10 protein-coding genes are annotated in these 12,161 nt (G+C 58.0%); 5 read left to right on the plus strand and 5 right to left on the minus strand.

All coding sequences use genetic code 11. The annotated features are described in order from the left end of the window. Positions 1 to 26 precede the first annotated feature (26 nt). The 5 genes from ON14_RS14160 to ON14_RS14180 form a co-directional block, all read right to left on the minus strand. Entirely contained in the window at positions 27 to 503 is a 477-nt protein-coding gene (locus ON14_RS14160; RefSeq protein WP_010206114.1) for a GyrI-like domain-containing protein, read from the minus strand. Positions 504 to 627: 124 nt separating this feature from the next. Continuing rightward, entirely contained in the window at positions 628 to 2,190 is a 1,563-nt protein-coding gene (locus ON14_RS14165; RefSeq protein ID WP_010206116.1) for an APC family permease, read from the minus strand. Next, positions 2,187 to 3,074: a universal stress protein gene (locus tag ON14_RS14170; protein ID WP_010206118.1), complete on the minus strand. Its 888-nt coding sequence runs from the start codon at positions 3,072 to 3,074 to the stop codon at positions 2,187 to 2,189. Before ON14_RS14170 ends, ON14_RS14165 begins: the two co-directional genes overlap by 4 nt. A 221-nt stretch (positions 3,075 to 3,295) precedes the next feature. Beyond that, positions 3,296 to 4,084, minus strand: coding sequence for a CPBP family intramembrane glutamic endopeptidase (locus ON14_RS14175; RefSeq protein WP_010206119.1), 789 nt, complete (start codon positions 4,082 to 4,084; stop codon positions 3,296 to 3,298). Continuing rightward, positions 4,081 to 4,485, minus strand: a complete 405-nt coding sequence (locus ON14_RS14180) for a thiol-disulfide oxidoreductase DCC family protein (RefSeq protein ID WP_010206120.1) — start codon at positions 4,483 to 4,485, stop codon at positions 4,081 to 4,083. The genes ON14_RS14175 and ON14_RS14180 overlap by 4 nt, the downstream gene beginning before the upstream one ends. 244 nt (positions 4,486 to 4,729) lie before the next feature. Here ON14_RS14180 and ON14_RS14185 point away from each other — a divergent pair, with 244 nt between their 5' ends. From ON14_RS14185 to ON14_RS14205, 5 genes are all read left to right on the plus strand, one after another. Then, complete coding sequence (locus tag ON14_RS14185; protein WP_010206121.1) at positions 4,730 to 6,337, plus strand: peptide ABC transporter substrate-binding protein; 1,608 nt, start codon at positions 4,730 to 4,732, stop codon at positions 6,335 to 6,337. Between the two features lie 138 nt (positions 6,338 to 6,475). Further along, positions 6,476 to 7,405: an ABC transporter permease gene (locus ON14_RS14190; RefSeq protein WP_010206122.1), complete on the plus strand. Its 930-nt coding sequence runs from the start codon at positions 6,476 to 6,478 to the stop codon at positions 7,403 to 7,405. Then, entirely contained in the window at positions 7,395 to 8,354 is a 960-nt protein-coding gene (locus ON14_RS14195) for an ABC transporter permease (RefSeq protein ID WP_010206123.1), read from the plus strand. The genes ON14_RS14190 and ON14_RS14195 overlap by 11 nt, the downstream gene beginning before the upstream one ends. Then, entirely contained in the window at positions 8,351 to 10,102 is a 1,752-nt protein-coding gene (locus ON14_RS14200) for a dipeptide ABC transporter ATP-binding protein (RefSeq protein WP_010206124.1), read from the plus strand. Before ON14_RS14195 ends, ON14_RS14200 begins: the two co-directional genes overlap by 4 nt. 102 nt (positions 10,103 to 10,204) lie before the next feature. After that, on the plus strand, positions 10,205 to 12,007 hold the full coding sequence (locus ON14_RS14205; protein WP_026037758.1) for an ABC transporter family substrate-binding protein: 1,803 nt from the start codon (positions 10,205 to 10,207) through the stop codon (positions 12,005 to 12,007). The last annotated feature ends 154 nt before the right edge of the window (positions 12,008 to 12,161 follow it).

The following is a 12,161-nucleotide window of genomic DNA, read 5'->3' on the forward strand; positions in this document are numbered from 1 at the left end:
GGAGCGGCGTACGGGAGGGGTGGCTGCTAGGCGCTTGCCAGCACAACCGGAAACTCGAGGCGGGTAAGTAATTTCTCTTCGGTCACTTCATCCGGACCATTGAGGTAAATTTCACGGGGTGCCCCGGCATAGGTGTGGCCATGCTGCGAGAACCAGTCGAACATCGTGTTGTAGGTGGCTTTGAGGCCGTCATAAGAGCCGACGTGGGTAATCGTCGCGACAACGCCACCCGGCAGTTCGTGCGAACGGAGCGTCGGATGCTCGCCAAACGCTTGTGCGACGGGAACACACACTTCGCACTTCCACGAGCGATTCGGGTGCATCTCTTCGCCATAGACCGCAATTATCGGACCAGCTGCTGCCATCTGGGACTCGGCCGTGTGCCTGATGAGGTCGCCGATCGCGGCAGTCATGTCAGTGGGCAGCGTTTCCATCGTGGTGTCGAACTCGAGGCCCGCAACCAGCTTTGAGGCCACGGTTTCAACAGTGATTTCCGGTGACATGCGAGACACTTTACGCTCCGCCAGCCCTCGGCGATACTCAAAGTTTTACGTCACCGCTGTTTTTGTGCGGTCGACCTCCTGTCAATACCCGGGGATCAAGGCCGTGACTATAGCCCCAGAATGATTAGCGTTTGCGACCCCGGTGGCTTGGCGGAGCATCCATCGACAAGGTTTCTCCACGGAAGAACTTGGGATGTTTGATCGCCTGCCAGACCATGATGACGATGCCAACAATGATGACGGTGAGGCCGAGGACGAAGACCAAACCGACTCCGCCGACGCTGGAACCACTGCCGTAATTCGGATCCATGCTGTCGATCAGCGTGATGAAGAACAACGCGGCCAGAATCATCCCGCCGACCAGCGGAAAGAGCAGCGTGAAGAACATGTTGCGAATGGAGTCGAACCACTGGTGCCGAAAATACCAGACACACGCGAACGCGGTGATGCCGTAGTAGAAGGAAATCATCATGCCGAGTGCGGTGATGGTGTCCCACAGCACGTTCTCGCTGATGAACCGCATCACGGCGTAGAACGTTGATGCAACTATCGACGAGACGATTACTGCATAGCCGGGCGTGAGAAAGCGCGGGCTGACGGCAGCAAACTTCTTCGGCAGTGCCCCGTAGTGGCCCATGGCGAGCAACGTGCGTGCGGGAGAAACAAACGTCGATTGCAATGACGATGCTGAACTGGTGAGCACAGCCAGGGAGACCATGAAGGCCAGCGGGCCGAGGATAGGCGCGGCAAGGGCAAAGAACACGTTGTCTTGAATGTCGGGGTTGCCGAGCCCGAACTCTCCGGTGCCCGTTCCGGCGAACATCAGGAGCGAGATCGCGAGCAGTAGGTACAGGGTGACGATGAGAACGACCGTAAGCGTTGCTGCTCGCCCCGGCGTGCGGTCGGGATCCTTTGTCTCCTCATTCATGGTGAGGGTGACGTCCCATCCCCAAAAGATGAAGATCGATAGCGAGAGGCCGGCGGCTACAGCACTGAACGATGTCACAGCGAACGGGTTGAACCATTCCCAGCTCAGTGCTGATGGATCGAAGCCGTTGCCGTTTGCCACGGCGACGATTGCTGTGCCGGCAAAGAATAAAAGAACGAGCAGCTGAAAGCTAACGAGAAAATACTGCAGTCGCTGCGTGGTTTGCATGTCGCGGTACGAAATGAGGGTCGCGCCGAGCATGAAGAGCAGGCAGACCACCACGTTGATGAACGGATTCGCCGCCAGCTCTGCGATCCCGGGATCATTCGAGAGTTGCGCGATGAGGAGAAAGAGAAAATCGACGGCTATTCCGGCGAGGTTCGATAGAACCAAGATGGTGGCAGCGATTAGTCCCCACCCTGCCATCCAACCGACCCAGGGGCCGAACGCACGGGTGGCCCATGTGAACGAGGTTCCGGAGTCCGGCATGCGATTGTTGAGCTCGCGATACCCGAAAGCGACGAGAAGCATCGGAATAAAGCCGATCAGGATGATCGCGGGTACTTGAAACCCGACCGCCGACACTGTCGGCCCGAGTGCTGCCGTCAAAGTGTAGGCGGGGGCGATGCACGAGATGCCGATAACGACGGCGCCGATCAGGCCCACTGTTCCCTGAGACAGACCCTTCGAACTGATGCCACGGTCGTTTTCTGCACCATCGGAGGTGACAGGCGTGGCGCTCTTATCTACTGCACTCATCGCTGTGATTCTTTCGCTAGGGGAGTTCGGGGAACGACGATCATGGGAATAGTAAGTTCGTGAAGCATTTTGGCCGCCGTGGAACCGAGAAAGAGGTGCCGTGGGCGAGCGAGGCGACTAGAGCCGACCATCGCAATTTCACCAGGCTCCCAGCTCAGATGCTGCACAGCGTCTTCGATGCTGGTGCCGCGCGCTATAACGGCTTCGGCGGTGATGTGAGAAGGAAGCGCTGCGCGGGCGGTGGCCAGTACGTCGTCGGCGTGGGCGGCTCCAGCGATTCGGATAACACCCGTATCTACCGAAGGCGGGAGATCGACGGTGACCAACGACAACAACCGAAGGGTGGCGCCCGTTGCAGATACCAGAGCCAAGGCTTCGTTCATCAACGCTCCGGCGCCGGGACGAGTTCCCACGGCCGCAGTAATCCGTGTGATGCCTGCGGAGTTCTCGGTGTTTCGTGCACCTTCCGGCGCGAGCACGACCGGAATCTCTGCAGAGTGAAGAAGCGTTGTCGCGACGGTGCCTAGGCGGTGCCGACCGAGTCTGCCGCCGCCCGCCGTGCCAATCACGATGAAGGTTGCTTTCAGTTCGTTCGCTGCCGTCATCAGGCCTTCGGCGAATGATTCTCCGAAACGGATATGAGCGTTGTTGGCAATCGAAGGATCGATTGTGGCCGCGGCATCGCGCAGCCACTTCTCTGCGGTGTCGAGGAGGTAACGGTCATAGCCGGCGTCAGACGGATCGGCTACATTCCTGCCGCTGCCCGGCAGGATGACGACGACATCCAATTGCGCTCCGGATGCGGAGGCGAGTCGGGCTCCGAGAGCAACAGCATCTAAGCCGGCGTTTGTCGCGGTGTAGCCAACAACGATGCGGCCACTCATGTGCTGACCTGCACGGCGAATAGTCTGGCAATGCTTGCGCTAATTGCCACAGCGTTTCGGCTGGTTCCTACCATTTCGACTCCTCTGTCTACCCTGACAATACAGGCAGATTTTGCTCGCCAGCGCCAACGGCAGAGTCGCAATTTTGGTCACGCTCTAAATCTCAAGAATGAGCTGTTTCGCGGCACTCATTTGCGCGAGAAAATGGCGCGTCATCCCGGTTACTCGCTGGAGCTAAGTTCGAAAACTTCTGGGAAGGTTACTGCCGCCCAGCCGTAGCCCACGAAGATGGCGGCGTCGATGAGTGTGTGGGCAATGACGAGGGGGAGTACGCGGCGATAGCGCGTGTAAAGCCAGCCGAAGAGTAGGCCCATTGCCACATTGCCGATGAAGGCTCCGATGCCTTGGTACAGGTGGTAGGTGCCTCGGAGCAGTGAAGTGGAGATGATGATCTTCCAGCGGCCCCAACCCAGGTCTGCGAGCCGGGCATAGAGGTAACCGATCACGATGAGCTCTTCAGTGAGGCCGGCGCGCAGTGCGGAAAGCAACAGCACGGGCACTGTCCACCAATATTGGTCGAGCGCGGCGGGCACTACATTGACGGTCACTCCCAGCGCGCGGCCGCCGAGATAGACAGCGATCCCGGGGATTCCGATAGCCAGCGCGAGAGCGATGCCGCTCAGGCTGTCGTGCAGGGGACGAGTGAAGTCGACTCCGAGCCGGGACAGTCGGGGTTTAGTCGTGCTCCAGAGGAGAAACGCTACGAGTGCCACTGGGGCAAGGTCGAAAGTGATCCCCAGTACCTGATAAATCAGATCGAACGTCGGGCGGGCACTGAGCGATGAGTTCAGCGTTGCTGTCTGCTGCGACAGTGATTCGACGCGCGTGAGTCTGTTCGTAATTGACACGATCGAATAAATCGCGGATGCGCCAAGCGACAGAGCGAGGACGATCGAGACTTCCGTCCACAGTCGCGCCCGCGACTGAGGAAGTGGTGGCGCAGAGCTCACTCGGGTCTGCGAACGGCGCAGGCGGGAGTTCCCCCTGGCAGACGGTGACGGTAGCGGGAGACGAAGCGGTACCCGCGTGAGGCGATCGAGCTGAACGGCTCAGTGGCGATGAGGTGGCCGAGGAAGCGCCAACCGAATGTTGGTTGGCTTCTGAGCAGCAGCGAAAATGCCATGTGTCCAGCGAATTGTCGAGTGGGAGTCACGAACCACGCGGCCTTGTCAACGTCTTCTTGTGTGAGGGCATAGTCATCGAGATCGATCCACTGCCACGGAGTGCTCGGGGGAAAGCTCGGAAGTGCTGATTGCAAACGATTGACCCAGAGCGTGCAGAAAGCGCAGTCTCCGTCGAAGATCAAGAGGGTCTTGGGCGGGTGCGAAGTCGGGTTTGGAGCGACATGCACCGATGTTAACTCATGATGCTGTGCGCAGGTCGTGGCGCTCGGGCGCAGTATTTCTGTGAAACTCCTGCATCTTGCGCGAAATAACTGCAAACTCCGCACATATTCTTCACGAGCGTTACCAGTGTGTAACGTTTGGCCGTAGGGTTTTGCGTGGGGCATCCCCCCGTTTAGGGTGTGAACTATCAAGCGCGGTGCGGCGCCATAAATTCCGTGCCGTTTGCAAAATTCTGCACAGGAGGAAACTTTGAAAAGATCACGCATAGGCTTCAGCGCCGTCGCGCTGTTGTCAGCCTCAGCACTCGTTCTTGCGGGTTGCGCGGCGAGCGATGAGCCCGCCGAGGGCGACAACGCTGCGATTATCACGACAAACGGTAGTGAGCCACAGCAATCGCTCATTCCGACAAACACCACCGAAACTGGTGGCGGCAAGGTCATCACGTCGATCTTCGCTGGGCTCGTTTCGTACACTGCCGACGGAGATGTCGAGAACGAAGTAGCCAAGTCGATCGAATCAGAAGATGGCCAGAACTGGACCGTCACACTGAACGAGGGCTGGACCTTCACCAACGGTGAGGCTGTCACCTCAGACTCCTTCGTCAAGGCTTGGTCGTACGGCGCACTGCTCGACAACGCGCAGAGCTCGTCCTACTTCTTCGATAACATCGAGGGCTTTAGCTACGACGAGAACTCAGAACTGACGGGACTTGACGTTGTCAGCGACACCGAGTTCACCGTTGCGTTGATCAACCCTGAGGCTGACTTCCCGCTGCGTCTCGGCTACTCGGCATTCATGCCGTTGCCTGAGTCCGCTTGGGAAGACCTCGACGCCTTCGGTGAGAACCCCGTAGGTAACGGTCCGTACATGATCGCCGAAGATGGATGGCAGCACGACGTCCAGATCGACCTCGTTGTGAACCCTGACTACGACGGTGTTCGCAAGGCTGTCAACGGCGGCGTGTCGATCATCTTCTACACGAGCCAAGACGCGGCCTATGCTGACGCTCTCGGTGGCAACCTCGACATTCTCGATGCTGTTCCTGACTCCGCATTTGCTACCTACGAGTCGGACTTCCCGGGTCGTTCGGTAAACCAGCCTGCTGCGATCTTCCAGGCATTCAACATGCCTTACTACCTCGAGCACTGGTCGGGCGATGAGGGCAAGTTGCGTCGTGCAGCTATCTCCATGTCGATCGACCGCGCTGAGATCACGGATGTCATCTTCCAGGGCACTCGTACCCCCGCTACCGACTTCACTTCGCCGGTAATCGCTGGTCACTCTGACGCCCTTGCTGGTTCTGAAGTTCTTGACTTCAACCCGGATGAGGCTAAGAAGCTGTGGGCAGAAGCTGACGCCATTGCGCCTTACGGTGACAGTGTCTTCGACCTCGCTTACAACGCTGATGGTGGACACCAGGCATGGGTTGACGCTGTTGCAAACAGCATCAGCAACACGCTCGGTATCCAGGCTGTAGGCAAGGCATACCCCACCTTCAAGGACGCGCTGAACGACCGTGACGCTAACTTGCTCACCGGTGGTACTCGTGCTGGATGGCAAGCGGACTACCCGTCGCTGTACAACTTCCTCGGCCCGCTCTACGTTGATGGTGCTGGCTCGAACAAGGAAGGCTACTCGAGCCCCGAGTTCGAGAAGGTCCTCGCAGAGGGCGCAAGCGCGTCGTCGGTAGAAGAAGCAACGGCGAAGTACCAGGAAGCTCAGGAAATCCTCCTGGTCGACCTTCCTTCGATCCCGCTGTGGTACTCGAACGTCACTGGCGTCTACTCTGACACCGTTGACAATGTTGTATTCGGTTGGGACTCTGTCCCGCTGTACAACGAGGTAACCAAGGGCTAATAAGCTCTTAGTTTTACCCAGTTTCCACTCTCAATGTGTAGTGCCCGGGACTTTCCCTAGTCCCGGGCATTACACTGAGTACCCTCATTCAGCGATTGTGAATCCTATGTTTATCCGTTCCATCGAGGGAACTATCTGATGCTTTGGTACGCAGGCAAGCGTTTCCTCCAGATGATTCCGGTGTTTTTCGGCGCGACCTTCTTGATCTACTTCATGGTGTTCGCCGTTCCCGGCGACCCCATCGCCGCGCTGTACGGGGACCACCCGCCAGCTCCCGGCGTTATCGAAACCATCCGGGCCGAGTACAACCTCGACAAGCCATTCATCATTCAGTACCTCCTCTACATCGGTGGACTGTTCCAAGGTGACCTCGGAACAACGTTCTCCGGCCGGTCGGTCACCGATGTCATGGCTCAGGCCTTCCCCATCACTGCACGCCTCGCGATGCTCGCCCTCGCCATTGAAGCCTTCTTCGGCATCATCGTCGGCCTCGTTGCTGGCCTTCGCAAGGGAAAACTGTTCGACGCTTCAGCGCTCGTCATCAGCTTGCTGCTGATCTCGGTGCCGACGTTCGTCGTTGGTTTCGTATTGCAATTCATCTTTGGAATCCAACTTGGTTGGGCGCGAACAACGGTGAGCGGTGCCGCTCCTTGGGGCGAACTGATTCTGCCGGCCATCGTGTTGGCCTCCGTCTCCTTTGCGTACATCGTGCGACTTACTCGCGCGAGCGTCGCCGACAACCTCGGTGCTGACTTCGTTCGCACTGCTACCGCAAAGGGACTATCTCGACGTCGAGTAGTCACCGTGCACGTGCTGCGTAACTCGCTCGTTCCGGTTGTCACCTATCTGGGAGTCGACATCGGCTCGCTCATGGTCGGTGCGATCGTCACAGAGGGAATCTTCAACATCAACGGTGTCGGTGGAACTGTTTACCGAGCGATCACGTTGGGAGAGGGCCCCACGGTCGTCTCGTTTGTCGCGGTGATGGTCATCATCTTCGTGCTTGCCAACCTGCTCGTAGACCTGCTCTACGCCGCGCTCGACCCAAGGATCCGTTATGCCAACTAATAACACTGGCCATCACCGGCCCGGTCAAAAACACTTCATTGCCTCGCTCGCGGAGACTCCGGTCGCCGAAATCGATCAGGTCGACGAAACGGGAAAGGCCCGCAGCACTTGGACAGACGCTTGGGAGTCCATGCGGCGTCGTCCGATGTTCTGGATTTCCTCAGTGCTCATTCTCCTTATCGTGGTTGTTGCAGCGTTCCCGAGTCTCTTCGTGACGTACAGCCCCACTGAGTGCTACTTGAAGTTCAGCAATGGCGATCCGCAAGCCGGGCACCCGCTCGGTTTCACCCGTCAAGGTTGTGACGTCTACTCCCGGATCATTTTCGGAACCCAGGCATCAGTGACCATCGGACTCCTCACCACAATCATGGTGACGTTGTTTGGTGGAATCATTGGAGCCCTTGCCGGTTTCTACGGTGGAATCCTTGACTCGTTCGTTTCGCGTATCGGTGATATTTTCTTCGCCATCCCCACCGTTCTCGGTGCGATCGTAGTTATCTCCGTTATCCCCGTCCGCGATGCTATGAGTGTCTCGTTCGTTCTCGCGCTCTTCGCGTGGCCCCAAATCGCGCGCATCATGCGTGGTTCGGTTCTTTCGGCTCGAAACTCTGATTATGTGACGGCATCCGCTGCACTTGGTGTCTCGCGTTTCAAGACGCTCATTCGCCACGTGATCCCCAACGCCATCGCGCCGGTCATCGTTATTGCAACGGTGTCGCTCGGTATCTTCATCGTGGCGGAAGCGACTCTGGGGTTCCTTGGTATCGGTCTCCCCGGCACGGTTATGTCCTGGGGTAACGACATCAACCAGGCACGTGTCACGGTTCGTACCCACCCGCAGACACTGCTGCTGCCTTCAGCTGCGCTGTCTGTCACGGTGCTGGCCTTCTTGATGTTCGGCGACGTAGTTCGCGATGCCCTTGACCCGGAAGCGAGAGCACGCCGATGACCAATCCACAAACAGTTCCCGTTACGCCTAACTCGGCAAACGAAGAGACTCCACTGCTCAAGATTCGTGGGCTCGAAGTCGGTTTCGAAACTCAACGTGGTGTTGTGCAAGCGGTGCGCGGTATCGACCTCACGCTGTACCAAGGCCAATCCCTCGCGATCGTTGGCGAATCTGGCTCGGGTAAGTCCACCACTGCGCAAGCAGTGATTGGTCTTCTTCCGGGCACCGGAAAGGTGCTCGGCGGCTCCATCGAGTTCGAAGGCAACGACCTGACAAAGTTCTCGGATGCTCAGTTTTCTGAGGTTCGCGGAAGTCAGATCGGCTACGTACCTCAAGACCCGATGTCGAACCTGAACCCGGTGTGGAGCATCGGTTTCCAGGTGCAAGAGGCGATTGAGGCCAACGGCATCGCTCAGGGTAAAGAGGCGCGTCAGCGCACCATCGAGGTTCTGAACGAAGCGGGACTTAGCGATGCTAGCGAACGCCTCAAGCAGTTTCCCCACCAGTTCTCTGGTGGAATGCGTCAACGCGTGCTCATCGGTATCGGACTTTCGGCTCGCCCGAAGCTTCTGATTGCCGATGAACCGACTTCGGCGCTCGATGTGACTGTTCAGCGTCAAATTCTCGACCACTTGCAGACGCTCACCCGCGACTACGGAACCTCGGTGCTGTTCATCACCCACGACCTCGGTCTTGCCGCGGAGCGTGCCGAGCAGCTCGTCGTGATGTACAAGGGCAAGGTAGTTGAGTCAGGCCCGTCGCGCGAGATCCTCGAGAACCCGCAGCACCCGTACACACAGCGTCTGGTCGCTGCGGCTCCGAGCCTTGCCTCGCGCCGCATCCAATCGATCAAATCGAATACGAGCTCAGAAAACGACCTGAAGATCTTTGGTCAGGGTTCTCTCGATGACGCCCTCATCGCGCGGGCGGCAAGTCGTGAAGCCGGAGCAAAGACAGACCTCATCAAGGTGAACAACATCACTAAGGTCTACGAGATTCGCAAACAGGGGTTCCGTAAAGACAAGTTGTTGGCTGTCAACGACATCTCGTTTGGTGTCAAGAAGGGCACAACAACGGCCCTCGTAGGCGAATCAGGATCCGGCAAGTCAACCGTGGCGAAGCTGATCCTGCAGTTGGAGCCGCTCACCGGCGGAAGCATCGAGTTCGATGGTGTTGACCTGGCGGGAATCAAGGGCGATGAACTCTTGAAGTTCCGCCGCCGAGTTCAGCCAGTGTTCCAGGACCCTTACGGCTCCCTTGACCCGCAATACAGCGTTGGCAACACGATTGCCGAGCCGCTGCTCGCGCACCGTATTGGCACCCCGAAAGAACGATTCAACCGCGTAAGCGAATTGCTCGATCAGGTGTCGCTGCCTCAGGCAACTCGTCACCGCTATCCCGGTGAGCTTTCCGGTGGACAGCGTCAGCGCGTCGCAATCGCGCGTGCGCTAGCGCTCAAGCCAGATGTGCTCATACTTGACGAAGCAGTGTCGGCACTCGATGTGCTGGTTCAAGGTCAAGTGCTCAACCTGCTCACAGAGTTGCAGACAGAGCTTGACCTCACCTACCTGTTCATCACGCACGACCTTGCGGTCGTGCGGCTGGTGGCAGACAACGTCTGCGTCATGCAGGGTGGCCGCATCGTCGAAGCAGCAACAACCGACGAGGTATTCGAGAACTCGAAAAACCCGTACACGCAGGAGCTGCTCGAAGCAATTCCCGGCGCGAACATTAAACTAGGCGCCTAGTTTCTTAGCGGAGAAGGGCCGTTCCCCGAGGGGCGGCCCTTCTCGTTTAGAATCGTCACCAGCGTGCCATCGTGCATTGCGTGATCGTATGCAGGAGGTTCAGTGAGCGCCAAGAGAATAATGGCGACCATTGCGGTTGCTACTACCGCAGCGCTAACGCTGACCGGTTGCATCGCCCAGAAATCCACAACGATTGACGGCTCCGAACTCACCGTCGCAGTCACACAGCCCTATACCTCGGGCAATCCGCACACCGCATACGGTGCGAGCGAAACCAACGCCAACATCGCCTATGCGACGGGCACCGGCTTCAACTACTACAACGACGACTCAGAGCTAGTGCGCGACGAGTCCTTCGGGCACTACGAGAAAGTGTCGGATGACCCACTGGCGGTGACCTACACGGTGTCAGACGGTGTGCGCTGGTCAGACGGCACCGCGGTAGATGCCGTCGATCTTCTCTTGGAGTGGGCAGCGACATCCACAGCGCTCAACGACCCTGATGGCGATGCTGCGAGCACCATCAATCCCGATACCGGCGCACCTCTCGATCGTGCAGACTCGCGGGTGTTGTTCGATTCCGGCGCGACGGGGAACACTGGCATTGAACTCGTCACCGAGATGCCTCAGATCAGCGACGACCGTATGTCGCTAACTCTCGTCTTCGATGAGCCTTCTGCCGATTGGGAGACCGCGCTGTTCGGCGCTGGATCTTCAGCAAAACCTGCCCACGTCGTGGGCATGATGTCGTTTACCGACAACGATGCTCTCACGGCAAAAGAGCGTGTGTATTCGGCCATCTCCGATGGCGATAAAGCCGACCTCAGTCTTATCGCGCGCACGTGGAATACCGTTTTCAATTTTGCGGGGATGCCAGCCAACGAGAGCCTCCTCGTCTCAAACGGTCCGTACGTTGTCTCGAATTTCATCGCAAATCAGTATCTGACGTTGCGGGCGAATGACAACTACAGCGGAGACCGTCAGGCAACTTTCCAAGAGATCACTGTTCGGTTTATCGCTGACCCGCTCGCGCAAGCGCAGGCGCTGCTTGTCGGGGCTGTGCAGATCGCAGAACCCACAATGAACACCGAAGTTCGAGACGCCCTAGAAACCATGGATGCCACCGTTATCGATGGCACGACGGATAGTTTCGAGCACCTCGACCTGCAGTTCGCCGAATCGATGAACGGCACCTTCGATAACCCGCTCGTACGCGAGGCGTTCCTCAAAACGGTGCCACGCCAAGAGCTGGCAGCTGCTGCCCTCGCCGATATCCAGCCGCGTGCAACTCTGCGGGAGTCTTTTCTCTTTGCGCCTAACGACCCCGGCTACCGAGGTGTGCGCTCAAGTAACGGTTCGAGTGATTTCGCTGAGGTAGATATCGCTCGCGCCCAAGAGCTCTTGGTTGAAGCCGGAGTGAGCGCCCCGGTGGTCTGCGTGCTCTATGCGGCCGGCGATGCGATGCGCACTACTGAGTTCGAGATTATTCAGGCATCGGCGGCTTCTGCTGGATTCGTTGTGAACGATTGCTCGGCAGAAGACTGGCGTTCAGTTCTGGGAACACCGGGTGCGTACGACGCAGCATTGTTCAGTTGGCAGGCAGCGCGACCGGGAGTAGGGGTCGCTCCCGGCGTCTTCGGCACCGACGGGTATGCCAATCTCAACTACTTCACAGACTCCGATGTTGACGAACTTTTGAGCGAAGCTGTTTCGCCTTCCACGAATGCCGACGATCAAGCCGAATTGTTGGCGGATATCGATGCTGCGCTCTGGGAAAACCGCTACGGAATGCCACTTTTTCAGCATCCAACAACCGCAGCATTCGACCAAGATCGAGTCTCAGAGGTGTCGCTTTCGTCCCTGGCTCCGGGCATTTGGTGGAACGTCTGGGAGTGGAAACCGTAGCTAATCTTGGGGTCTCAGAGGCTAGTCGGCGATAAATCTTGTCAAACAAGCTAAACTGTTGGAGCAGGATACTCTGAACGATCTTCTGCGCCCTCCCAAGATCTTTACCCGGTGGCATCAGGCCGCCGATCTGCTGCCGAAATTTTCTGCGCAG

This window comes from Salinibacterium sp. PAMC 21357 (genome assembly GCF_000247645.1).
In the GTDB taxonomy this organism is placed as follows: domain Bacteria; phylum Actinomycetota; class Actinomycetes; order Actinomycetales; family Microbacteriaceae; genus Rhodoglobus.

What these genes read in the sequence shown, in the direction of transcription:
- ON14_RS14170 (WP_010206118.1), bottom strand. Translation starts at nt 3,074, where the DNA reads ATGAGTGGCCGCATCGTTGTTGGCTACACCGCGACAAACGCCGGCTTA.
- ON14_RS14160 (WP_010206114.1), bottom strand. Translation starts at nt 503, where the DNA reads ATGTCACCGGAAATCACTGTTGAAACCGTGGCCTCAAAGCTGGTTGCG.
- ON14_RS14165 (WP_010206116.1), bottom strand. Translation starts at nt 2,190, where the DNA reads ATGAGTGCAGTAGATAAGAGCGCCACGCCTGTCACCTCCGATGGTGCA.
- ON14_RS14195 (WP_010206123.1), top strand. Translation starts at nt 7,395, where the DNA reads ATGCCAACTAATAACACTGGCCATCACCGGCCCGGTCAAAAACACTTC.
- ON14_RS14190 (WP_010206122.1), top strand. Translation starts at nt 6,476, where the DNA reads ATGCTTTGGTACGCAGGCAAGCGTTTCCTCCAGATGATTCCGGTGTTT.
- ON14_RS14200 (WP_010206124.1), top strand. Translation starts at nt 8,351, where the DNA reads ATGACCAATCCACAAACAGTTCCCGTTACGCCTAACTCGGCAAACGAA.